Annotated in this window: 17 protein-coding genes and 1 tRNA gene; 14 read left to right on the forward strand and 4 right to left on the reverse strand. The window is 64.1% G+C overall.

Features of this window, described 5'->3' with window-relative positions:
• Position 1 precedes the first annotated feature (1 nt).
• The 5 genes from AC2T4A_RS01935 (at position 2) to AC2T4A_RS01955 (ending at position 6810) form a co-directional block, all read left to right on the forward strand.
• Positions 2 to 1924: a PrkA family serine protein kinase gene (locus tag AC2T4A_RS01935; protein ID WP_045212719.1), complete on the forward strand. Its 1923-nt coding sequence runs from the start codon at positions 2 to 4 to the stop codon at positions 1922 to 1924.
• 104 nt (positions 1925 to 2028) lie between these two features.
• Positions 2029 to 3300: a YeaH/YhbH family protein gene (locus tag AC2T4A_RS01940; RefSeq protein WP_478378253.1), complete on the forward strand. Its 1272-nt coding sequence runs from the start codon at positions 2029 to 2031 to the stop codon at positions 3298 to 3300.
• The gene (locus AC2T4A_RS01945) at positions 3297 to 4850 is read left to right on the forward strand and encodes a SpoVR family protein (RefSeq protein ID WP_416743401.1); all 1554 of its coding nucleotides are present in this window, start codon (positions 3297 to 3299) and stop codon (positions 4848 to 4850) included. Before AC2T4A_RS01940 ends, AC2T4A_RS01945 begins: the two co-directional genes overlap by 4 nt.
• Positions 4851 to 4908: 58 nt before the next feature.
• A complete protein-coding gene (locus AC2T4A_RS01950; protein WP_486743641.1) occupies positions 4909 to 5418 on the forward strand; it encodes a DUF4136 domain-containing protein in 510 nt (169 codons plus the stop codon).
• 162 nt (positions 5419 to 5580) lie between these two features.
• Positions 5581 to 6810 carry a multifunctional CCA addition/repair protein gene (locus AC2T4A_RS01955; RefSeq protein ID WP_486742630.1) on the forward strand — a complete coding sequence of 410 codons (1230 nt, stop codon included), beginning with the start codon at positions 5581 to 5583 and terminating at the stop codon, positions 6808 to 6810.
• Between the two features lie 103 nt (positions 6811 to 6913).
• Here the strand turns inward: AC2T4A_RS01955 and folK are convergent, their stop codons facing one another.
• On the reverse strand, positions 6914 to 7450 hold the full coding sequence (folK, locus tag AC2T4A_RS01960; RefSeq protein WP_478378255.1) for a 2-amino-4-hydroxy-6-hydroxymethyldihydropteridine diphosphokinase: 537 nt from the start codon (positions 7448 to 7450) through the stop codon (positions 6914 to 6916).
• Positions 7441 to 7794: a dihydroneopterin aldolase gene (gene folB / locus AC2T4A_RS01965; protein ID WP_486742631.1), complete on the reverse strand. Its 354-nt coding sequence runs from the start codon at positions 7792 to 7794 to the stop codon at positions 7441 to 7443. Before folB ends, folK begins: the two co-directional genes overlap by 10 nt.
• A gap of 80 nt (positions 7795 to 7874) precedes the next feature.
• Between folB and plsY the strand changes: the two genes are divergently transcribed.
• Positions 7875 to 8444 carry a glycerol-3-phosphate 1-O-acyltransferase PlsY gene (gene plsY / locus AC2T4A_RS01970; protein ID WP_416743407.1) on the forward strand — a complete coding sequence of 190 codons (570 nt, stop codon included), beginning with the start codon at positions 7875 to 7877 and terminating at the stop codon, positions 8442 to 8444.
• A gap of 94 nt (positions 8445 to 8538) precedes the next feature.
• On the opposite strand, the gene tsaD is transcribed toward plsY, so the two are convergent.
• Positions 8539 to 9564: a tRNA (adenosine(37)-N6)-threonylcarbamoyltransferase complex transferase subunit TsaD gene (tsaD, locus tag AC2T4A_RS01975; RefSeq protein ID WP_478378257.1), complete on the reverse strand. Its 1026-nt coding sequence runs from the start codon at positions 9562 to 9564 to the stop codon at positions 8539 to 8541.
• A 200-nt stretch (positions 9565 to 9764) separates the two neighbouring features.
• On the opposite strand from tsaD, the gene rpsU reads away from it, so the two are divergent.
• From rpsU to AC2T4A_RS02015, 8 genes are all read left to right on the forward strand, one after another.
• Complete coding sequence (gene rpsU / locus AC2T4A_RS01980) at positions 9765 to 9980, forward strand: 30S ribosomal protein S21 (protein WP_003085057.1); 216 nt, start codon at positions 9765 to 9767, stop codon at positions 9978 to 9980.
• A 200-nt stretch (positions 9981 to 10180) separates the two neighbouring features.
• Positions 10181 to 12217 (forward strand): DNA primase, encoded by a 2037-nt coding sequence (gene dnaG / locus AC2T4A_RS01985; protein WP_486742632.1) that lies wholly within the window; start codon positions 10181 to 10183, stop codon positions 12215 to 12217.
• A 78-nt stretch (positions 12218 to 12295) separates the two neighbouring features.
• Entirely contained in the window at positions 12296 to 14149 is a 1854-nt protein-coding gene (rpoD, locus tag AC2T4A_RS01990; protein ID WP_416743413.1) for an RNA polymerase sigma factor RpoD, read from the forward strand.
• A gap of 102 nt (positions 14150 to 14251) precedes the next feature.
• Positions 14252 to 17986: a bifunctional diguanylate cyclase/phosphodiesterase gene (locus AC2T4A_RS01995; protein WP_416743415.1), complete on the forward strand. Its 3735-nt coding sequence runs from the start codon at positions 14252 to 14254 to the stop codon at positions 17984 to 17986.
• A 16-nt stretch (positions 17987 to 18002) separates the two neighbouring features.
• Positions 18003 to 18079: transfer RNA gene (locus AC2T4A_RS02000), tRNA-Ile, on the forward strand.
• 193 nt (positions 18080 to 18272) lie between these two features.
• Positions 18273 to 18596, forward strand: a complete 324-nt coding sequence (locus AC2T4A_RS02005; protein ID WP_024763617.1) for a hypothetical protein — start codon at positions 18273 to 18275, stop codon at positions 18594 to 18596.
• A 165-nt stretch (positions 18597 to 18761) separates the two neighbouring features.
• The gene (locus AC2T4A_RS02010; RefSeq protein WP_486742634.1) at positions 18762 to 20942 is read left to right on the forward strand and encodes a putative bifunctional diguanylate cyclase/phosphodiesterase; all 2181 of its coding nucleotides are present in this window, start codon (positions 18762 to 18764) and stop codon (positions 20940 to 20942) included.
• Positions 20939 to 22507, forward strand: coding sequence for a methyl-accepting chemotaxis protein (locus AC2T4A_RS02015; protein WP_486742635.1), 1569 nt, complete (start codon positions 20939 to 20941; stop codon positions 22505 to 22507). The genes AC2T4A_RS02010 and AC2T4A_RS02015 overlap by 4 nt, the downstream gene beginning before the upstream one ends.
• On the opposite strand, the gene AC2T4A_RS02020 is transcribed toward AC2T4A_RS02015, so the two are convergent.
• Positions 22504 to 22662 carry a YqaE/Pmp3 family membrane protein gene (locus tag AC2T4A_RS02020; RefSeq protein WP_003084988.1) on the reverse strand — a complete coding sequence of 53 codons (159 nt, stop codon included), beginning with the start codon at positions 22660 to 22662 and terminating at the stop codon, positions 22504 to 22506. The genes AC2T4A_RS02015 and AC2T4A_RS02020 overlap by 4 nt on opposite strands.
• Positions 22663 to 22787 lie beyond the last annotated feature (125 nt).

The raw sequence follows: 22787 nt of genomic DNA on the forward strand, positions 1-22787 counted from the left end.
CATGAGCATTTTCAGTCACTTCCAGGAACGCTTCGAAGCGACCCGTCAAGAAGAGTACTCCCTCCAGGAGTACCTGGATCTCTGCAAGCAGGACAAGATCGCCTACGCCACCGCCGCCGAGCGGATACTGATGGCCATTGGCGAGCCTGAACTACTCGACACATCCGTCGATTCCCGCCTGTCGCGAATATTCTCCAACAAGGTAATACGTCGCTACCCGGCCTTTGCCGACTTCCATGGCATGGAAGAGTGCATCGACCAGATCGTCTCCTTCTTCCGCCATGCCGCCCAAGGGCTGGAAGAGAAGAAGCAGATCCTTTACCTCCTGGGCCCGGTCGGTGGTGGTAAATCCTCCCTCGCCGAGAAACTCAAGCAACTGATGGAGCACGTGCCCTTCTACGCGATCAAGGGCTCGCCGGTGTTCGAATCGCCCCTGGGGCTTTTCAACCCGGACGAAGACGGCGCCATCCTCGAGGAAGACTACGGCATCCCGCGGCGCTACCTGCGCTCGGTGATGTCGCCCTGGGCAACCAAGCGCCTCAACGAATTCGGCGGCGACATCAGCCAGTTCCGCGTGGTCAAGCTGCACCCCTCGATCCTCAACCAGATCGCCATCGCCAAGACCGAACCGGGCGATGAGAACAACCAGGACATCTCTGCGCTGGTCGGCAAAGTGGATATCCGCAAGTTGGAAGAATTCCCGCAGAACGACGCCGACGCCTACAGCTATTCGGGCGCGCTGTGCCGGGCCAACCAGGGCCTGATGGAATTCGTCGAGATGTTCAAGGCGCCGATCAAGGTCCTGCACCCCTTGCTCACCGCCACCCAGGAAGGCAACTACAACAGCACCGAAGGCCTCGGCTCCCTGCCCTACAGCGGCATCATCCTCGCCCACTCCAACGAATCGGAATGGCACAGCTTCCGCAACAACAAGAACAACGAGGCCTTCATCGACCGGATCTACATCGTCAAGGTGCCGTACTGCCTGCGCGTCTCCGATGAGATCAAGATCTACGACAAGCTGCTGATCAACAGCTCACTGGCGCACGCCCACTGTGCGCCGGACACCCTGAAGATGCTCTCGCAGTTCTCCGTGCTGTCGCGCCTGAAGGAGCCGGAAAACTCCAACATCTACTCGAAGATGCGCGTCTACGACGGCGAAAACCTCAAGGATACCGATCCCAAGGCCAAGTCGATCCAGGAGTACCGCGACACTGCCGGAGTCGACGAAGGCATGTCCGGGCTTTCCACCCGTTTCGCCTTCAAGATCCTTTCCAAGGTGTTCAACTTCGATCCGCATGAAGTTGCCGCCAACCCGGTGCACCTGCTCTATGTGCTGGAACAGCAGATCGAGCAGGAGCAGTTCCCGCCGGAAACCCGCGAGCGTTACCTGCGCTTCCTGAAGGAATACCTGGCGCCGCGCTACGTCGAGTTCATCGGCAAGGAAATCCAGACCGCCTACCTGGAGTCCTACAGCGAGTACGGCCAGAACATCTTCGACCGCTACGTGCTGTACGCCGACTTCTGGATCCAGGACCAGGAATACCGCGACCCGGAAACCGGCGAGATCCTCAACCGCGCCGCCCTCAACGAGGAACTGGAGAAGATCGAGAAGCCGGCTGGCATCAGCAACCCGAAGGACTTCCGCAACGAGATCGTCAACTTCGTGTTGCGCGCCCGCGCCGGCAACAACGGCAAGAACCCCAGTTGGCTGTCGTACGAGAAGCTGCGCGTGGTGATCGAGAAGAAAATGTTCTCCAACACCGAGGACCTGCTGCCGGTCATCAGCTTCAACGCCAAGGCGAGCAAGGAGGATCAGCAGAAGCACAACGACTTCGTCAAACGCATGGTCGAGCGCGGCTACACCGAGAAGCAGGTGCGCCTGCTGTCGGAATGGTATCTGCGGGTTCGTAAGTCGCAGTAGTCTGCCATCGGCGCGGCGGCATTCCCGCCGCGCCGGTCGCCGTCGCATTCGGACCTGTCCTTGGCGGCTCCACGCCGCTGCGCAGCAGGCCCTGAGGAGCATTCATGAGCTACGTCATCGACCGGCGTCTGAACGGCAAGAACAAGAGCACGGTGAATCGCCAGCGCTTCCTGCGGCGTTACCGTGAGCACATCAAGAAGGCCGTCGAAGAGGCCGTCAGCCGTCGCTCCATCACCGACATGGAACACGGCGAGCAGATCAGTATTCCTGGTCGCGATATCGACGAGCCGGTCCTGCACCATGGACGTGGTGGCCGCCAGACGGTGATCCACCCCGGCAACAAGGAATTCACCACCGGCGAACACATACCGCGCCCCCAGGGCGGCGGTGGAGGTCGTGGCGCCGGCAAGGCGAGCAATCAGGGCGATGGGATGGACGACTTCGTCTTCCAGATCACCCAGGAGGAATTCCTCGATTTCATGTTCGAGGACCTGGAGCTGCCCAACCTGGTCAAGCGCCACCTCACCGGCAGCGACACCTTCAAGACCGTACGCGCCGGCATCAGCAACGAGGGCAATCCCTCGCGCATCAACATCGTGCGCACCCTGCGCTCGGCCCACGCGCGGCGCATCGCCCTGTCCGGCTCCACCCGCGGCAAGCTGCGCGCAGCGATAGCGGAGCTGGATCGACTCAAGCGCGAGGAACCGGACAACCTCGGTGACATCCAGGCGCTGGAGCAGAAGATCGCCACCATGCGTGCGCGCATCGACAAGGTGCCGTTCCTCGACACCTTCGACCTCAAGTACAACCTGCTGGTGAAACAGCCCAACCCGACCTCCAAGGCGGTGATGTTCTGCCTGATGGACGTCTCCGGCTCGATGACCCAGGCCACCAAGGACATCGCCAAGCGCTTCTTCATCCTTCTCTATCTGTTCCTCAAGCGGAACTACGAGAAGATCGAAGTGGTGTTCATCCGCCACCACACCAGCGCCCGCGAGGTAGACGAGGAAGAGTTCTTCTATTCCCGCGAAACCGGCGGGACCATCGTCTCCAGCGCCCTGAAGCTGATGCAGGAGGTGATGGCCGAGCGTTACCCCACCAACGAATGGAACATCTACGCCGCCCAGGCCTCGGACGGCGACAACTGGAACGACGACTCGCCGGTCTGCCGCGACATCCTGATGAAGCAGATCATGCCGTTCGTCCAGTACTACACCTACGTCGAGATCACCCCGCGCGAGCACCAGGCGCTGTGGTTCGAGTACGAGAAGATCCGCGATACCTTCGAAGACAGCTTCGCCCAGCAGCAGATCGTCTCCGCCTCGGACATTTACCCGGTGTTCCGCGAGCTGTTCCAGAGGAGGCTAGTCGCATGAGCAAGCGCCAGCCGATCGCCACCGGCTCGGAGTGGACCTTCGAGCTGATCCAGCAATACGACCGCGAGATCAGTCGCCTCGCCGAACGCTACGCGCTGGACACCTATCCCAACCAGATCGAGGTGATTACCGCCGAGCAGATGATGGATGCCTACGCGTCCGTCGGCATGCCCATCGGTTACAACCACTGGTCCTACGGCAAGCACTTCCTCAGCACGGAAAAGAACTACAAGCGCGGGCAGATGGGCCTGGCCTACGAGATCGTGATCAACTCCGATCCGTGCATCGCCTACCTGATGGAAGAAAACACCCAGTGCATGCAGGCGCTGGTGATCGCCCACGCCTGCTACGGACACAACAGCTTCTTCAAGGGCAACTATCTGTTCCGCACCTGGACCGACGCCACCTCGATCATCGACTATCTGGTGTTCGCCAAGTCCTATATCAACAAGTGCGAGGAACGCTACGGCATCGATGCCGTGGAAGACCTGCTGGATTCCTGCCACGCACTGATGAACTACGGCGTGGATCGCTACAAGCGGCCGTACCCGATCTCTGCCGAGGAAGAGAAGCAGCGTCAGAAGGAGCGCGAGGAACAGATCCAGCGCCAGGTCAACGACCTCTGGCGGACCATTCCCAAAGCCAGCGGCAAGGACAAGGAGCAGGGCCTGGCCCGCTACCCCAGCGAGCCACAGGAAAACATCCTCTACTTCATCGAGAAGAACGCCCCGCTGCTGGAACCCTGGCAGCGCGAAATCGTCCGCATCGTGCGCAAGGTGGCGCAGTACTTCTACCCGCAGCGCCAGACCCAGGTCATGAACGAAGGCTGGGCGACTTTCTGGCACTACACCCTGATCAACGACCTCTACGACGAGGGGCTGGTCAGCGACGGCTTCATGATGGAGTTCCTCCAGTACCACACCAGCGTGGTCTACCAACCGGGGTTCGACAGCCCCTACTACAGCGGCATCAACCCCTACGCGCTGGGTTTCGCCATGTACCGCGACATCCGCCGCATCTGCGAGAACCCCACCGACGAAGACAAACGCTGGTTCCCGGACATTGCCGGCAGCGACTGGCTGGCCACCATGAAATTCGCCATGAAGAGCTTCAAGGATGAAAGCTTCGTCCTGCAGTTCCTCTCGCCCAAGGTGATCCGCGAGTTCAAGCTGTTCAGCATCCTCGACGACGACCAGAAGGACGACATGCTGGTCGACGCCATCCACGACGACGACGGCTACCGCAAGATCCGCGAAACCCTGGCAGCGCAGTACAACCTCGGCAATCGTGAGCCGAATATCCAGATCTGGGACGTCGACCGCCGTGGTGACCGCTCACTGACCCTGCGCCACCAGCAACACGACCGCAAACCGCTGGGCGATTCCACCGACGACGTGCTCAAGCACCTGCACCGCCTGTGGGGCTTCGACATCCACCTGGAGACCCTTCAGGGTGAAAACATCGTCAACACCTTCCACATGCCCCCAAAGGGTGAACGCGACAGCGAGGAGGGCTACCCGCGCCTGGACCTGATCATCCCACCCATTTGATCGGTTGACCGGGCCAGCAGGCGTGACAAGCATGGCGGCAACCCCGCTGGAGACCGCCATGCGCCTGTTCGCCATTCTCCTGCTCTGCCTTGCTGTCGCGACCTGCAGCAACCCCGTGCCCCACGCCCAGGTCGCGCATCCCGCCGATGCGCGCTTGGCCGGGCTGCGCGACTTCCAGCTGATGCCGCCGGAAAACGTCGTCGACGCCCTGCCCTACCGCAGCCGTTATCCACTGATCAACGCCCAGGTGCGCCAGGGCCTTATCGAGCGCGGCTACCGCGAAAGTGCCGCGCCACAGCTGCGCGTTTACTACTGGTTGGCGCTGCAGGATGCGCCGCTGGAGTTCAAGGTTGATACCCCGCCGCCCAATCCGTTGGGGCCCTATCTCGCCATCCATCGCCTGCGCGATGAGACCGGCACCTTGCGCCTGCGCCTGACCGATGCGCAGGAACAGACGCTCTGGGAAGGCACCGTCAGCACCGGCCTGAGCCCTGCCCACGCCAGCGCCGCCCTGCTGCAGGACGCCATTGGCGCCCTCGTCCAGCAGATTCCCGCCGCCGCGCCGTAACGCCGCACCGCGTAGGAGCGGACTTCGTCCGCGATGATATCCGGCGCGATGCGGACCTATCGCGGACAAAGTCCGCTCCTACGAGCACGGCCAACACCCCCGCCACGCTTGCCCCACTCGCCGCAAACCCCGAAGCTATCCCCCAGAACAGGAGACAGCTTCATGCAGATCTACAAGGTGGGCGGCGCCGTGCGCGATCGCCTGCTCGGCATCCCCGTCAGCGACACCGACTGGGTAGTGGTGGGCGCCAGCGCCGACGAGATGCTCGCCCAGGGCTACCGCCCGGTGGGCGCCGACTTCCCGGTATTCCTCCACCCGAAGACCGGCGAGGAATACGCCCTCGCCCGCACCGAACGAAAAAGCGGGCGCGGCTACGGCGGCTTCACCTTCTACGCCAGCCCCGACGTCACCCTGGAAGAAGACCTGATCCGCCGCGACCTGACTATCAACGCCATGGCGGAAGACGATGACGGCCAGGTCGTCGATCCCTACCACGGCCAGAAAGACCTCGAAGCCCGCCTGCTGCGCCACGTCTCCCCGGCCTTCGCCGAAGACCCGCTGCGCGTGCTGCGGGTCGCCCGCTTCGCCGCCCGCTACGCGCCGCTGGGCTTTACCGTGGCACCAGAAACCCTGGCGCTGATGCGCGAGCTGTCCGAATCCGGCGAACTGGAAGCACTGACCGCCGAACGCAGCTGGAAGGAAATCTCCCGCGCGCTGATGGAATCGCGCCCGGACGTGTTCATCCAGGTCCTGCGTGATTGTGGCGCCCTGGCCGTCCTGATGCCGGAAGTCGACGCGCTGTTCGGCGTACCGCAGCCACCCCAGCACCACCCGGAAGTGGATACCGGCGAACACGTGCTGGCCGTGCTGCGCGAATGCGCCCGGTACGACCAGCCACTGAGCGTGCGCTGGGCCTGCCTGGTGCATGACGTGGGCAAGGGTGAGACCCGTGAGGAAGAGTGGCCCAAGCACCACGCCCACGAACACCTGGGCCTGCCGCTGATCGATGCGATCAACGCCCGCTTCAAGGTCCCACGGGACTGCCAGGAGTTGGCCCGACTGGTGGGCGAGTACCACACCCACTGTCACCGCGCGCTGGAGCTGCGGCCGAACACCATCCTGGAGGTGCTGCAGTCCTTCGACGTCTACCGGCGACCGCAGCGCTTCGAGGAATTTCTCGCTGCCAGCGAGATGGATGCCCGTGGCCGCCATGGACTGGAAGATCGCGCTTATCCACAGGCCGACTACCTGCGTGGCGCAGCACAGGCCGCACGCGCGGTCGCGGTGCAGCCGCTGCTGGAAAAGGGATACAAGGGCGCCGAGCTGGGCGAAGCGCTCAAGCGCGAGCGTCTGAATGCCCTGAGGGCCTACAAGGAAGGCTACACCGCCTGAAACAACAGCAGGACTTGTAGGAGCGAGCTTGCTCGCGAACCGCCCAGCGCTGGAGTGGCCGGTAAGCTCCGTTCGCGAGCAAGCTCGCTCCTACAGATAAGTCCTAAGGCGCCGGATGCGCCTCGATCAATGCCGCCGGCGTCAGCTCCACACCGCACCAGCGGAACCGCACCGGCCAGAGTTTCTGCTCGATCTGAGAATTCGCCCACAGCTCGGCAAACGAACGCTGCACGCCTGGGTGCTGTACCTGCGGAGCCAGCAACGCCAGCGGCCAGAGGACGAAGGCATTCTTCAGCACCTCGGCGCGCGGCAGCGTCAGACCGTCGAACTCGCCATGCAGGTCGCCATAAAGCAGCACGTCGATATCCAGCGGCAGGCCCTTGCGCTCCGGCGCATAGCGGCCATTGTCCGCCTCGATATGCTTCAGGCGCAGGCTCAGTTCCGCCAATGGCAGATCGGTGCGCGCGACAATCACGAAGTTGTAGAACGGGCCACTGCGAATGCCCACCGGCTCACTCTCGAACACCGGGGAACAATGGATGTCCTGCAGGAACTCGCTCAGCGCTTCCAGCCCGGCCAGCAGATGCCGCTCGCGCTCGAAGTTGCTGCCCAGCCCCAGGTAGACCGTCGTCAGCGGCATCCGCGTTCGATCTCCACACCGACGCCGATGGCAGCCGCAACGGCGCCGGGCTTGGTGACTTTCAGGCGCAGCCACTGGATGCCGAACTCTGCCATCAGCAATGCGGCGAGGCGTTCGGCGAAGGTTTCCACCAACTGGAAATGCGCGTCACGGGCAAAGGCTATGACGCGCTCGGAGAGCACGGCGTAGTCCAGGGCCTTGGCGATATCGTCGTCGGCCGCCGCCGGGCGATTGTCCCAGCCCAGCGTCAGGTCCAGGCGCAGGCACTGCCGGATACCCCGTTCCCAGTCGTAGACGCCGATCACGGTGTCCACTTCCAGCCCCTCGATGAAAACTCTGTCCACTGACTGCATGCTCCAAGGCGACACGACAAGCGGCCGGCGCCCCGTTAGAATCGGAAACGACCTCGTCTCCGGTGGAAACCATGTTCTGGTTCTTGGCGATCCTCGCCTACCTGCTCGGATCACTGTCCTTCGCGGTACTCCTCAGTCGCCTGTTCGGCACTGCCGACCCGCGCGCCAGCGGCTCGGGCAATCCCGGCGCCACCAATATGCTGCGCCTGGCCGGCAAGAAGATCGCCATCCTCACCCTGCTCGGCGATCTCGCCAAGGGACTGCTACCGGTACTCATCGCCCGGATGATCGGGCTGTCCGACGTGCAGCAGGCCTGGGTCGGACTGGCAGCGGTGATCGGTCACCTCTACCCGTTGTATTTCAACTTCCGTGGCGGCAAGGGCGTCGCCACCGCCGCCGGCATGCTGCTGGCGCTCTACCCGCCAGCCGCCCTGCTCGCGGCAGTCGCCTGGCTGGTGACCTTCAAGCTGTCGCGCACCAGTTCGCTCGCTTCATTGGTCGCCACGCCGCTGACCTTGCCGCTGCTGGCCTGGCAGGAACCGTCGGCGCTGCTGCCGATGACCGTGCTCACCGGCCTGATCGTCTGGCGTCACCGCAGTAACCTGCGCGATCTCATCGCCGGACGCGAGCGTCACTTCTAGAACCGCGAGCTTCCCGGCCCACGTACTGCGCTGCAAGCGAAAAAACGGCCCATGCCGCTCAGAGCATGCGCCGCGTCGTTTGCAGCTTCATTATTCAGATCGCTGGCAGCGACTCCATTGGCCAACGCGCGTGGACGCCGATCGACGGGCCGTCCTGCTGCCCGGCCACCAGCCGCTGGCAGCCAGCATAGGCGATCATCGCGCCGTTATCGGTGCAGAAGCGCGGGCGGGCGTAGAACACCTGGCCCTTCATCTCGCCGAGCATCTTTTCCAGGTGCTGACGCAGCGCCTGGTTGGCGCTGACACCACCGGCGATCACCAGGCTCTTCAGGTGCGTCTGCTTGAGCGCGCGCTTGCACTTGATGGTCAGGGTCTCGACCACCGCGGTCTGGAATGCCAGGGCGATGTCGCTGCGGGTCTGCTCGCTGTCGTCACCTTCGGCCACGCAGCGCTGCCAGGTGTTCAGGGCAAAGGTCTTGAGGCCACTGAAGCTGAAATCCAGGCCCGGACGATCGGTCATCGGCCGCGGGAAGACGAAGCGACCAGCGGTGCCGCGCTCGGCCAGCCGTGCGATCTCAGGGCCGCCGGGATAGGCCAGGCCGAGGAGCTTGGCAGTCTTGTCAAAGGCTTCGCCGGCAGCGTCGTCCACCGACTCGCCGAGTACCTGGTAGCGACCGATGCCGTCCACCCGTACCAGCTGGGTGTGACCGCCGGATACCAGCAAGGCGACGAACGGGAACTGTGGCGGCTGCTCTTCGAGCATCGGCGCCAGCAGGTGGCCTTCCATATGGTGCACGCCGACGGCCGGTATGCCCCAGGCGAACGCCATGGCCTGGGCGCAGGATGCGCCAACCAGCAACGCGCCCACCAGGCCGGGGCCGGCGGTGTAGGCGATGGCGTCGATGTCTTCGGCGGCGCGGCCGGACTCATCCAGCACCTGGCGAATCAACGGCAGCATGCGCTTGACGTGATCACGGGAGGCCAGCTCGGGAACCACGCCGCCGTATACGCGGTGCAGGTCGATCTGGCTGAACAACGCGTCGGCCAACAGGCCCTTTTCGCTGTCGTACAAGGCGACGCCGGTCTCGTCGCAGGAGGTTTCCAACCCCAGCACTAGCATGGGTTTGAGCCTTTACTCTGGGCAAAATTGAAGGCGCGCATCATAATCGCCGGCTGGGCTTCGGACCAGCGCTTTTCGATCGGAGGCTTTGCATTCCTCCGCTCGAACGTTTAATATCCGCAACCCTTGAAAACCGCCGACTCCGAACAACCGTCAGGAGCGCGATAAATCCTCCGGTAATCATTGAAGGTACGACCTGGATGCCCGCCGTCAAAGTTAAAGAGAACGAACCCTTCGACGTAGCTCTGCGTCGTTTCAAGCGCTCCTGCGAAAAAGCAGGCGTACTGGCTGAAGTCCGTAGCCGCGAGTTCTACGAAAAGCCGACCGCTGAGCGTAAGCGCAAGGCCGCTGCCGCTGTTAAGCGTCACGCCAAGAAAGTGCAGCGCGAACAGCGCCGCCGCGAGCGCCTGTACTGAGTTACAGCGCTTCGTCGCACGCTTTCTGCATCGCCCGGCCCACTCGCCGGGCGAGTGCCTGACACAAGGCACCCCACTCCGATTCGCGCTCGCGGACTTCGGAGTTTTTGCTTTTCAAGCCCCATGCTTAGTCTCAAGCGTCGCTCACGGTTTCACCGCCGAGCGCTATGCTTGGGTCCACCCTGCGTCCCGATGAGTCTATGGCCGGCCTGATTCCACAATCCTTCATCGATGACCTGCTCAACCGCACCGACATTCTCGATGTGGTGAGTTCGCGCATCCAGCTGAAGAAGACCGGCAAGAACTACAGCGCCTGCTGCCCGTTCCACAAGGAGAAGACCCCCTCCTTCACCGTCAGCCCGGACAAGCAGTTCTATTACTGCTTCGGCTGCGGCGCCGGCGGCAACGCACTCGGCTTCATCATGGACCACGACCAGCTGGACTTCGTCCAGGCGGTCGAAGACCTGGCCAAACGCGCCGGCATGGATGTGCCCCGCGAGGAAGGCCGGCGCGGTAACAAGCCCCGCCAACCGGTCGACTCACCGCTGTACCCGCTACTGGCAGGCGCCGCCGAGTTCTACCGCCAGGCACTCAAAGGCCACCCGGCACGCAAGGCCGCCGTGGAATACCTCAAGGGCCGCGGCCTGACCGGCGAAATCGCCCGCGACTTCGGCCTGGGCTTCGCTCCGCCGGGCTGGGACAACCTGCTGAAGAACCTGGGCGGCGACAACCTGCAGCTCAAGGCCATGCTCGACGCCGGCCTGCTGGTGGAAAACCCCGACAGCGGCAAGCGCTACGACCGCTTCCGCGACCGGGTGATCTTCCCCATCCGCGACAGCCGCGGCCGAGTGATCGCGTTCGGCGGCCGCGTACTGGGCGATGACAAGCCGAAATACCTGAACTCGCCGGAAACCCCGGTCTTCCATAAAGGGCAGGAGCTCTACGGCCTGTACGAAGCCCGGAAGAACAACCGGGATCTCGACGAGATCATGGTGGTCGAAGGCTACATGGACGTCATCGCACTGGCGCAGCAGGGCATTCGCAACGCGGTTGCCACCCTGGGCACGGCCACCAGCGAAGAACACATCAAGCGGCTGTTCCGCATCGTGCCGAACATCCTCTTCTGCTTCGACGGCGACCAGGCCGGCCGCAACGCCGCCTGGCGCGCACTGGAGTCGGCGCTGAGCAACCTGCAGGACGGGCGCAAGGTGCGCTTCCTGTTCCTGCCCGAAGGCGAAGACCCGGACAGCCTGGTGCGCGCCGAAGGCCCGGACGCGTTCCGCGCCCGCCTCGCCCACCAGGCCCAGCCGCTGGCAGATTACTTCTTCCAGCAACTGACCCAGGAAGCCGACCCCGGCACGCTGGAAGGCAAGGCGCACCTGGCGACCCTGGCCGGCCCGCTGCTGGAAAAGATTCCCGGCAACACCCTGCGCCTGCTGATGCGCCAGCGCCTGGGCGAGATCACCGGCCTGTCCGCCGAGGCGCTCAGCCAGATCAGCGCGCCGCGCTCCGGCCTTGGCGGCCAGAGCAAGCCCAGCCATGCGCCGGCAACCGTCCAGGCGCGCGGCGCGGACCAGCATGCCCATGAGTACGCCGACTACGATACGGGTCAGTTCGCTGGCCAATTCGCAGAGCATGGCGACAATCATTACCAGGACGCTTCGAGCTACTTCGAGGCGCCGACGGATTTTTCTGCCGGCAATGGCGGCGCCAAGCAGGGCAAGAAGCCCTGGAAAGGCGATCGCAAATGGGACGGCAAAGGCAAGAAGGGGGACTTCACGCCGCGCCAGCCACGCACCGAAATCAGCGTCGAATCGCCGACCCTGACCGCACTGCGCACCCTGCTGCACCATCCTCAACTGGCGCAGAGCGTCGAGGATGCAAGCCATTTCTCCAACGAAGGACAAACCTATTCGCAACTGCTCGCCGCACTGGTCGAAGCGTTGCAGAAAAATCCGAAACAGAGCTCGATGCACCTCATCGCGCGCTGGCACGGAACCCCCCAAGGGCGCCTGCTGCAGGTGCTGGCGGGAAAAGAATGGCTGATCGATGACGGCAATCTTGAAAAGCAGTTCGTCGACACCATTACTACACTTGCACACAACCAACTGCACAGCAGCCGCGAAGCCCGCCTGCACAGCGTGCTGCGAAAGAATCCCAGTGAACTGACCGACGAAGAGAAAGCGTTACTGCGGGAGCACTACAGCACCCCCTCTTCAACAGGCAGCCAGAGCTGAACTGGCGTCTGAAGCCTCGAATCTGGTATAATCCTCGGCTTATTTCAGCCCGCCAAGACCTTCAGTGGATAGGGTGTTATGTCCGGAAAAGCGCAACAGCAATCTCGTCTCAAAGAGTTGATCACCCGTGGTCGTGAGCAGGGTTACCTGACTTACGCGGAGGTCAACGACCACCTGCCGGAGGATATCTCTGATCCGGAACAGGTAGAAGACATCATCCGCATGATCAACGACATGGGGATCAACGTATTCGAGACAGCCCCGGATGCGGATGCCCTGTTGCTGGCGGAAACCGATACCGATGAAGCTGCCGCCGAAGAAGCTGCTGCCGCGCTTGCCGCGGTAGAGAGCGACGTTGGCCGCACGACCGACCCGGTGCGCATGTACATGCGTGAAATGGGTACCGTGGAACTGCTGACCCGCGAAGGCGAAATCGAAATCGCCAAACGCATCGAGGAAGGCATCCGCGAGGTCATGAGCGCCATCGCCCAGTTCCCGGGCGCGGTGGACGGCATCCTCGAAGAGTACAACCGCATTGTCGCCGAAGGCGGCCGCCTGTCGGACGTCCTCAGTGGCTACATCGACCCCGACGACGGCACCCTGCCGGCCGAGGAAGTCGAGCCGGTCGGTCTGAAAGACGACGCCGAAGCCAAGGACAAGGATAAGGACGAAGAGGACGAAGAGTCCGACGGCGATAGCGAGGAAGAAGAAGGCGACGGCGGTCCGGACCCGGAAGAAGCCGCCCGTCGTTTCGGCGCCGTTTCCGAGCAACTGGAGAAGGCCAAGAAGGCCCTGAAGAAGCACGGTCGCGGCAGCAAGCAGGCCACCGAAGAGCTGGTCGCCCTGGCCGAGCTGTTCATGCCGATCAAGCTGGTGCCCAAGCAGTTCGACGTGCTGGTCGCCAAGGTCCGTGACTCGCTGGACAGCGTCCGCCGCCAGGAACGCGCCATCATGCAGTTGTGCGTGCGTGATGCCCGCATGCCGCGTGCCGACTTCCTGCGCCAGTTCCCTGGCCATGAAACCGACACCGCCTGGGTCGACGCCGTACTCAAGGGTAAGCCCAAGTACGCCGAAGCCATCGAGCGTCTGCGTGACGACATCCTGCGCAACCAGCAGAAGCTGGTCGACCTGGAAACCAGCTCGCAGCTGACCGTCGCCGAGATCAAGGACGTCAACCGCGCCATGTCCATCGGCGAGGCGAAAGCCCGTCGTGCGAAGAAGGAGATGGTCGAGGCGAACCTGCGCCTGGTGATCTCCATCGCCAAGAAGTACACCAACCGCGGCCTGCAGTTCCTCGACCTGATCCAGGAAGGCAACATCGGCCTGATGAAAGCGGTGGACAAGTTCGAATACCGTCGCGGCTACAAGTTCTCGACCTATGCCACCTGGTGGATTCGCCAGGCGATCACCCGTTCGATCGCCGACCAGGCCCGCACCATCCGTATCCCGGTGCACATGATCGAGACGATCAACAAGCTCAACCGTATCTCCCGCCAGATGCTGCAGGAGATGGGCCGTGAACCGACCCCGGAAGAGCTGGGCGAACGCATGGACATGCCGGAAGACAAGATCCGCAAGGTCCTGAAGATCGCCAAGGAACCGATCTCCATGGAAACGCCGATCGGTGACGACGAAGACTCGCACCTGGGCGACTTCATCGAGGACTCCACCATGCAGTCGCCGATCGAAGTAGCGACCAGCGAGAGCCTCAAGGAAGCCACCCGCGAAGTCCTCGCCGGCCTCACCGCTCGCGAAGCCAAGGTCCTGCGCATGCGCTTCGGCATCGACATGAATACCGACCACACCCTCGAGGAAGTCGGCAAGCAGTTCGATGTGACCCGTGAGCGTATCCGCCAGATCGAAGCCAAGGCGTTGCGCAAGCTGCGCCACCCGTCGCGAAGCGAGCACCTGCGCTCCTTCCTCGACGAGTAACGAAGAACCCCCGGCCAAAACCGGGGGTTTTTCTTTGGGTCTTCCACTGGGCAAAGTGCCACGTCTACACTTCGGCGTAGTCCCCCCAGGAATGAGGCCCTTATGCCGCGTCTGCAGGCAGTTCTACTGTGGTGCCTCGCATTCTGGGCAGGACAGGCGCTCGCCCTGAGCCTCACGCCCGAGGAGCAGCAGTGGCTGCAGGCGCATCCCACCCTGCGCCTGGGCGTCGACGCCTCCTGGCCTCCCTTCGAATTCCGCGACGATGACGGCCGTTACCAGGGCTTGGCCGCCAGCTATGTGAAGGTCATCAGTGACCAGCTCAAGGTGCAGCTGAAGCCAATAGAGCCGGCGAGCTGGACCGAAGTCCTGCAACAAGCCAGGGACAATCACGTCGACCTGCTGCCCGGCGTCATGGCCACGCCCAAGCGCCTCGATTACCTGAGCTTCACCCGTCCCTACCTCGACTTCCCGATCATCATCCTCGCCCGCCGCAACGGGCCGGAACCGGCCAACGTGAAGGAGCTGTACGGCCTGAAAGTCGGCGTCGTGGCTCACTACGCGCCCCACGAACTGCTGATCGCCAAGCACCCCGACCTCAACCTGCTGCCACTGCCCAGTATCGCCGCCGGCCTGCAGGCGCTGGCCACTGGTCAAGTGGACGCCTTCGTCGGCGATCTCGCCTCCAGTGTCTGGAACCTGCGCCAGCTCAAGCTCGAAGGCCTGCAGATCAGCGGCGAGACGCCCTACCGCTACCAACTGGCGATGGCCGTGCCGAAGGACCAGACGATCCTCGTCGGCATCCTCGATAAAGTCCTCGCCGACATGACGCCCGAACAGATCGAAGCGCTGCAGGCGCCCTGGGTCGGCGGCCTGGTGGATCGCCGCAGCGTCTGGCCGGAAGTCTTCCGCGTTGTCGTCCCCATCGCCCTGCTCACCGCCCTGACCCTGCTGGTGCTGTTCACCATGAACCGCCGCCTGCGCGGTGAAATACAGCGCCGAGAAAAGCTCGAACAGGCCCTGCGCGATAGCGAGCAGCACTACCGTGGCCTGGTGGAAAGCCTCACCGCCATCGCCTGGGAAATGCGTCTGGCAGAGAACCGCTTCACCTACGTCTCGCCCCATGCCCAGAGGCTGCTCGGCTACCCGATCAAGGACTGGCTGGAACCGGGCTTCTGGCAGCGCACGCTGCATCCCGAAGACGCCGACCATGCGGTGAACTACTGCCTGAGCGAAAGCCAGGCCGGGCGCAACCACAGCTTCGACTACCGCATGCTCGCGGCCGATGGGCGGATCGTCTGGATTCGCGACATCGTCACGCTCATCCACCATGGCGACGACCTGATCCTCCGTGGCCTGATGATCGATATCACCGAGGCCAAGCACACCGAGCAGGCCCTGCGCCTTTCCGAGCAGAAGTTCGCCTCGGTCTTCCACCACTGCCCGGACATCATCGTCCTCGCGCGCCGCATCGACGGGCAGTTGCTGGCGGTGAACAGCACCTTCGAGCAGCAGATCGGCATCCCGGCCAGCGAGGCGCTGGGCAAAACTTCCACCGAACTGGGCATCTGGGGCGAACCGGGCATGGGCCCGGCAATGCTCGCGCGCCTGCAGGGCGAGCCGCTGAACAACGTCGAGATTCCGCTCAACCGTCGCGACGGCACACGCTTCACCGCCTTGCTTTCGGCCCAGCACATCGTCCTCGACGACACCCCGGCGCTGGTCGTGGTGGTGCGCAATATCTCCCAGGTCAAGGAAACCCAGGAGCAGCTGCGCGTCTCCGAAGAGAAGTTCGCCAAGGCCTTCCACGCCTCCCCCGACGGCATGCTGATTTCACGCATCAGCGACGGCCGGCTGGTGGAAGTTAACCAGGGCTTCACTCGGATTACCGGCTACAGCCGTGAAGAATCTGCCAATCGCTCCACCCTCGACCTGCGCCTATGGGCCAACCCGGCCGACCGCAGCCGTCTGCTGGGCATTCTTGATGGCGCCGTCAGCGCCCCGGACTTCACCGCGCAAATTCGTACGCGTGACGGAAGCCTGCGCCTCTGCGAACTCTCAGCCCACCGCATCACCATCGGCAACGACGATTGCATGCTGACCATCGCCCGGGACATCACCGAGCAACAGCAGATGCAGGAAAAACTCCGTCTCGCCGCCACCGTTTTCGAGAGCACCGCCGAAGGCGTAATGATCACCGACGCGCGCCAGCGGATAGTCGCGGTCAACCGCGCCTTCAGCGAAATCACCGGCTACAGCGAACAGGAAGCCCTCGGCAGCTCCCCGCGCCTGCTCGCCTCCGGCCAGCACGACAGCAGCTTCTATGTCGCCCTCTGGCACCAGCTCAACGCCGAAGGCCACTGGCAGGGCGAGATCTGGAACCGCAGGAAGAACCAGGAACTGTACCCCGAGTGGCTGACCGTCAGCGCCGTGCGCAACGCCGACGGCGAACTGTCGCACTACGTCGGCGTATTCGCCGACATCTCCACCCTCAAGTACGCCCAGGCGCGGCTCGACTACCAGGCCCACCACGACCCACTCACCGGTCTGCCCAACCGCCTGCTGTTCGAAAGCCGCCTGAATGCATCCCTCAAGGAAGCCCAGGAGGAGGATCACCAGGGCGCCGTTATGTTCCTCGACCTCGACCGCTTCAAGCACATCAACGACAGCCTTGGTCACCCGGTGGGCGACCTGCTGCTCAAATCCATTGCCACCCGCCTGCGCGAGCAATTGCGGGACGTCGACACCGTCGCTCGCCAGGGCGGTGACGAATTCATCATCCTGCTGCCCGGCCTGCACCATGCGCTGGACGCCGAGCACGTTGCGAACAAACTGCTTGCGTGCTTCGAAAAGCCGTTCATCGCCGGCGAACAGGAGTTCTTCGTCAGCGCCAGCATCGGCATCTGCCTCTACCCCAGCGATGGCGGCGACGTCGCCACCCTGGTGAAGAACGCGGACGCCGCCATGTACCGGGCCAAGGCCCAGGGCCGCAACCGCGTCGAGTTCTACACCCGCGAATTGACCTTCCAGGCCACCGAACGCATGGCCCTGGAACACGAACTGCGGCGCGCCCTGGAGAGCGATCAACTGCAGCTCTACTACCAGCCCAAGCTCTCCCTCAGCACGGGCCTACTCGTAGGCGCCGAAGCACTGATCCGCTGGAAACATCCGCAGTTCGGCGCGATCTCGCCGGATCGCTTCATTCCCCTGGCCGAAGAAAACGGCCTCATCCTGCCCTTGGGCGACTGGGTGCTGCGCGAAGCCTGCCGACAGATGAGCCGCTGGCAGGACAGCCACGCCGCTTTCGGGCCCCTATCGGTCAACCTCGCCGGCGCTCAACTGCGCCAGACCAATCTGGTCGATCGCATCCGCGAGTTGCTCGCCCACTACAACCTGCAGCCCTCACGCCTGCAGCTGGAGATCACCGAAAGCTTCCTCATGCACCAGACCGAGGAAGCCCTGTCGATCCTGCACAGCCTGAAACACCTGGGCGTACAGCTGGCCATCGACGACTTCGGCACGGGCTACTCCTCGCTCAGCTACCTCAAGCAGCTACCGCTGGATACTCTGAAAATCGACCAGTCCTTCGTCCACGGCCTGCCGGACGACCCCCACGACGCCGCCATCGCCCGCGCCATCATCGCCCTGGGCCGCAGCATGAACCTCACCGTGATTGCCGAAGGCGTGGAACACGAAGCCCAGGAACGCTTCCTCGAGGCCGAAGGCTGCGACCAGATCCAGGGTTACGCCCTCAGCGCCCCGCTGCCAGCCGACGCCTTTGCCAACCGATTCCTGGTCCCGCTGCATCCGGTTGGCGCGAGCCAGAACGCCCCGGTATAATCCGCCCGCCTTCTGGGGGCCTATAGCTCAGTTGGTTAGAGCAGAGGACTCATAATCCTTTGGTCCACGGTTCAAGTCCGTGTGGGCCCACCACCCTTTCAGCAAAAGCCGCGCGAATGCGCGGCTTTTTGCGTTTCTGCCAGTCAGTTTTCCAACGGCCGATTGAGAGCCACTTCACACCCGCCGTCGACCAGCCGGCGCAGGCGCTGCGCCAACATGACAGGCGTCAATATCAGATAGCCATTAGCCATTAAATTGGCATCTCCCTGATATGAGCGAATCCGTCATGACTCTCCACCGGTATCCAGTCCAGTTGCTGGTCACTTCCCAGGATCCGGCGCTGGCGCGCCAGGTTCGTGCGTTGCTGGCAGCCTATGAGCTGCCCTGCGCGGTGATGGAAGGACCGCGCAATTGCGAGCAGGCGCCGCTATGCCGATGGTTCAAGGACGCGCCCTTGAGCGATTCGGCGCGGATGCTCGCGCTGCTGGCCGATGCCATCGGTGTATTGGAAAGAACCCGCCACGCCTTCCGCTCCCGCGAGCTGGGCGAATTGCGCCAGCGCCTGAGCGGTGCGCTGCAGGAGTTGTCGGGGCCGCGCCCGCTGGTGTAAAAGACTCCCACCCGCGTTCCGCCATTGCGGAAGCTGGCTTTGCCGGGCAGGACTTGTGGGCCTGCAAGACAAAGCGCCGAGTTGGTCGCCGTCGATTTCGACTGGTCGACGAGCCGGCGCTTTTTTCATGCCCGATAAAAACAGCAGACCCGCAAGGAGCCGAACATGGGCCTGGGACCGAAGCTCGAGAGCGTGCTCGAGCGCATCGGCCTGTCGACGACGGAAGTCGATCAGCGCTTGAACTACCTGGAGTGGCGAGAGGCAGATGCGCGCAATCTCCACGGCCGCGCCAGCGAACTGGAGGGCTGCCACCAGCGCTTCATCGAGCAGCTTTACGACCACCTGCGCCACTACCCGCCACTGGGGGCGATCCTCGCCGAGCCGGCGACGCTGGCGCGGCTGAAATGCAGCCAGTTCGAATACTACCGCCAGCTGTGGGACGCCCCGCAGGACGCCGACTACGTACGCGACCGCCTGCGCATCGGGCTGGTGCACCAGCAGGTCGGTGTCGAGCTGAAGTGGTACCTGGGCGCCTACCGCCTGTACCTGGACCAGATGCTCGCCGACCTGATGGGCGACGCCCCGGAAGCCAAGACCTACGCCAGCCTGCTCAAGCGGGTGTTCTTCGACATGTCGCTGGCCATCGACACTTACGGCGCCGCCCAGCGCCAGGCGCTGGAGGACAGCGAGGCGCGCTATGCCCGCGCCCTGCGCGGCGCCAACGACGGCATCTGGGACTGGGACCTGGGCAACGACCGCCTGTACGTCTCCGAACGCTGGGCGCGCATGCTCGGGCTGACCCGCGACAATCTCGGCGAAAGCAGCACCAGCTGGTTCGCCCGCGTACACCCGGACGACCTGCCCGGCCTGCGCAAGGCCATCGACGCGCACCTGCGCGGCAGTAGCGCGCTGCTCAGCCACGAATACCGCATCCGCCAGCGTGACGGCAACTACCTCTGGGTACTGGCGCGCGGCGTGATCACCGATGGGCGCATGGCTGGCTCGCAGACCGACATCAGCCAGCACAAGGCCAGTGAGCACCAGCTCAGCCACGCGGCGCGGCACGACCCGCTCACCGGCCTGGGCAATCGCCTGCGCCTGGACGAATTGCTGCAGCAGGCGCTGATGCGCCAGCGACGCCCTGGCGCGCGCGAATCCGGCCTGCTGTTCATCGACCTGGACCGCTTCAAGCTGATCAACGACAGCCTCGGCCACGCGGTGGGCGACCGCGTGCTGGTGGAAGTCTCCCAGCGCCTGCTGCGCTGCCTGCGACCGGGCGATCACCTGGCGCGTTTCGGTGGCGACGAGTTCGTCGTGCTGCTGGACGACCTCGCCAGCCTGGTCGATGCCGAACAGGTCGCACAACGCATGCTCGATTGCCTGCGCCAGCCGTTGCACGTGGACGGCCGCACGCTGGTGGTCAGCGCCAGCATCGGCATTACCGGGCTGATGACCGATGGCCAGGCCATCGACACCCTGCAGGCCGCCGATCTTGCGCTGTATCGGGCCAAGGAAGCCGGCAAAGCGCAGTACGCGCGCTTCAGCCTGGAGCTGCAGGCCGAGGCACAGCGCCGGCTCGATCTGGAAAGCGCGCTGGCCCAGGCGCTGCGCCGCGAGGAGTTCAGCCTGCACTACCAGCCCATCGTCCGCCTGGACCGCGATTCACCGCGCTGGGAGGCCGTGGAAGTGCTGCTGCGCTGGAAGCACAACGGCGAATCGGTGTCGCCGCTGGACTTCGTTCCGGCACTGGAGGAGTCCGGCGAGATCGTCTCCGTCGGCGACTGGGTGCTACGCCAGGCCTGCCGGCAGACGGCACTGTGGCAGAGGCAGGGGCATCGCAATCTCTACTGCTCGGTAAACCTGTCGAGCCGACAATTGCAGCAGCCAGGCTTCGCCGCGCGGGTGCAGCAGATTCTCGCCGAGAGCGGCCTTTCACCACGCAGCCTGGTGCTGGAAATTACCGAAAGCCTGCTGATGCAGGACGGTGCGGAAACCCTCGCCTGCCTGCGCGAACTGGCCGCCGAGGGCGTGCGCCTGGCGCTGGATGATTTCGGCACCGGCTATTCCTCGCTGGGCTACCTCAAGCGCTACCCGCTGCACATCCTCAAGGTCGACCGCAGCTTCATCACCCGCGTGCCGGACGACCCGGAGCTCAGCGCCATCTGCCGCGCGATCATCGGCCTGGGGCACAGCCTGGGCCTGGAAGTGGTGGCCGAGGGGGTGGAGCGCCAGGAGCACCTGGATTTCCTGCGCGCCGAAGGCTGCCGCCACGCCCAGGGCTTCCTGTTCAGCAAGCCACTGGCGCCAGAGCAACTGTTCCCACGCAACCTGGAGCACCAGCGATGAAGCAGAACCTGCCGATCACCGGGCGCCAGGTAGATGTACCGGCCAACGCCAACATCCTCTCCACCACCGACCTCAAGGGCGCTGTCACCCATGTGAACCCGGACTTCATCAAGGTCAGCGGCTTCGAGGCCGAGGAGCTGGTGGGCTTCAACCACAACCGAGTGCGCCACCCGGACATGCCGCCCGCCGCCTTCGCCCATCTCTGGCAGACGTTGCAAGCCGGGCGCAGCTGGATGGGCCTGGTGAAGAACCGCTGCAAGAATGGCGATCATTACTGGGTCAGCGCCTTCGTCACGCCGATTCGCCATGGCGGCAAAGTGGTGGAGTACCAGTCGGTGCGCACCCGCCCCGGCGCCGAGCAGGTCGACGCTGCGGAGCGCCTCTACGCGCGGATGCGCGAAGGCGCAAAACTGAACCGCGCTCGCCTGCCACTGGTGCTGCAACTGCTGCTCGGCCTGCTGCTGGCGCAGGCCGGCGGCGCCCTCCTCGCACTATTGCTGCCCAAGCTGACGGCGCTGGCCTTCCTGCTGGCGCTGGGCGCTGCCGGCGCCTGGCTGATACTGCGCCTGCAACCGCTGGGCGCATTGCTCGGGCGGGCGCGGAAGATAGCCGACAACCCACTGAGCCAGCAGCTCTACACGGGGCGAAGTGATGAGTTTGGCGAGCTGGATTTCGCCTTCCGCATGCTGGAGGCGGAGACCGCCGCCGTGGTTGGGCGCATGGCGGATGCCTCCCATCAACTGGCCGAGCACTCCGCGGCGCTGGCCGATGCCATGGCCGGCGGCAGCGCCGCTTCGCAGTTGCAACAGCGCGAGACCGAGCAGGTTGCCAGCGCCATGCAGCAACTGGCGCAAAGCGTCCAGGAAGTTGCCCGTCACGCGCAACACAGCGCGGTGGCGGCGCAATGCAGCGAGCGCATCACCCAGTCAGGGCATGAGGATGTGCACGGCACGCGCGGACAACTCGCCGCGCTGGAAGCGGGTGTTCGTGCGGCGAGCGCGGCGGTGGAACAGCAGAAGGAGCACAGCGAGGCGATCTCGCGGATGCTCGAGGTGATCCGCGACGTCGCCGGGCAAACCAACCTGCTGGCACTGAACGCCGCCATCGAGGCAGCGCGGGCCGGGGAAAGCGGACGTGGTTTTGCGGTGGTCGCCGACGAGGTTCGCGCGTTGGCTTCACGCACGGAGCACTCCGCGCGGGATATCCAGTCGCTGGTTGGCAACCTCCAGCAGGGTGCCGAGGATTCGGTGCGCGCGCTATGGCACTGCTGCGACCAGGCGGTGGCCAGCCTGGCCCAGGCCGGACAAGCGGCGGGCACGCTGGAGCGCATCAACGAGCAGGTCTCGGCGATCCAGCGAATGAGCCTGGAAATCGCCGAAGCCATCGAGGAACAGGGCGTCGCCAGCGAGGACGTGCAGCGTAGCCTGCAGGCCATTCGCGGCTCGGCCGACAGCAACGCGGCGAAGGTCGGCACCTGCCAGCGCCGCGCCGCGCGCATGGCGGAGCTGGCGGCGGAGCTGCGGATGCTGGCGGAGCATTTCTGGGAAGGCAGCCGGGCGGGTTAGCGCTTGGCGATGATGTACACGGCGTGGACGATACCGGGGATGTAGCCGAGCAGCGTCAGCAGGATGTTGAGCCAGAACGCTCCGCCGAAACCGACCTGGAGGAACACGCCCAGCGGCGGCAGAAGGATGGCGATCAGAATGCGGATGAGGTCCATGCGATGGCTCCTTGTGAGATTGCCTCGTGCAGGGAATTGACCGCGGGAAAGCGGAGCGGGTTCAGAGAAATTGGCGTAGGTGCATTGCGCGGCGAATGGCATCGGTGATCGCATGCCCGCCGATG

The organism is Pseudomonas sp. PVC-3-1, from assembly GCF_057444315.1.

What these genes read in the sequence shown, in the direction of transcription:
- AC2T4A_RS01945 (WP_416743401.1), top strand. Translation starts at nt 3,297, where the DNA reads ATGAGCAAGCGCCAGCCGATCGCCACCGGCTCGGAGTGGACCTTCGAG.
- AC2T4A_RS01935 (WP_045212719.1), top strand. Translation starts at nt 2, where the DNA reads ATGAGCATTTTCAGTCACTTCCAGGAACGCTTCGAAGCGACCCGTCAA.
- AC2T4A_RS01995 (WP_416743415.1), top strand. Translation starts at nt 14,252, where the DNA reads ATGCCGCGTCTGCAGGCAGTTCTACTGTGGTGCCTCGCATTCTGGGCA.
- tsaD (WP_478378257.1), bottom strand. Translation starts at nt 9,564, where the DNA reads ATGCTAGTGCTGGGGTTGGAAACCTCCTGCGACGAGACCGGCGTCGCC.
- AC2T4A_RS02020 (WP_003084988.1), bottom strand. Translation starts at nt 22,662, where the DNA reads ATGGACCTCATCCGCATTCTGATCGCCATCCTTCTGCCGCCGCTGGGC.
- AC2T4A_RS01940 (WP_478378253.1), top strand. Translation starts at nt 2,029, where the DNA reads ATGAGCTACGTCATCGACCGGCGTCTGAACGGCAAGAACAAGAGCACG.
- dnaG (WP_486742632.1), top strand. Translation starts at nt 10,181, where the DNA reads ATGGCCGGCCTGATTCCACAATCCTTCATCGATGACCTGCTCAACCGC.
- AC2T4A_RS02015 (WP_486742635.1), top strand. Translation starts at nt 20,939, where the DNA reads ATGAAGCAGAACCTGCCGATCACCGGGCGCCAGGTAGATGTACCGGCC.
- plsY (WP_416743407.1), top strand. Translation starts at nt 7,875, where the DNA reads ATGTTCTGGTTCTTGGCGATCCTCGCCTACCTGCTCGGATCACTGTCC.
- AC2T4A_RS01950 (WP_486743641.1), top strand. Translation starts at nt 4,909, where the DNA reads ATGCGCCTGTTCGCCATTCTCCTGCTCTGCCTTGCTGTCGCGACCTGC.
- AC2T4A_RS02005 (WP_024763617.1), top strand. Translation starts at nt 18,273, where the DNA reads ATGACTCTCCACCGGTATCCAGTCCAGTTGCTGGTCACTTCCCAGGAT.
- folK (WP_478378255.1), bottom strand. Translation starts at nt 7,450, where the DNA reads ATGCCGCTGACGACGGTCTACCTGGGGCTGGGCAGCAACTTCGAGCGC.
- rpsU (WP_003085057.1), top strand. Translation starts at nt 9,765, where the DNA reads ATGCCCGCCGTCAAAGTTAAAGAGAACGAACCCTTCGACGTAGCTCTG.
- rpoD (WP_416743413.1), top strand. Translation starts at nt 12,296, where the DNA reads ATGTCCGGAAAAGCGCAACAGCAATCTCGTCTCAAAGAGTTGATCACC.
- AC2T4A_RS02010 (WP_486742634.1), top strand. Translation starts at nt 18,762, where the DNA reads ATGGGCCTGGGACCGAAGCTCGAGAGCGTGCTCGAGCGCATCGGCCTG.
- AC2T4A_RS01955 (WP_486742630.1), top strand. Translation starts at nt 5,581, where the DNA reads ATGCAGATCTACAAGGTGGGCGGCGCCGTGCGCGATCGCCTGCTCGGC.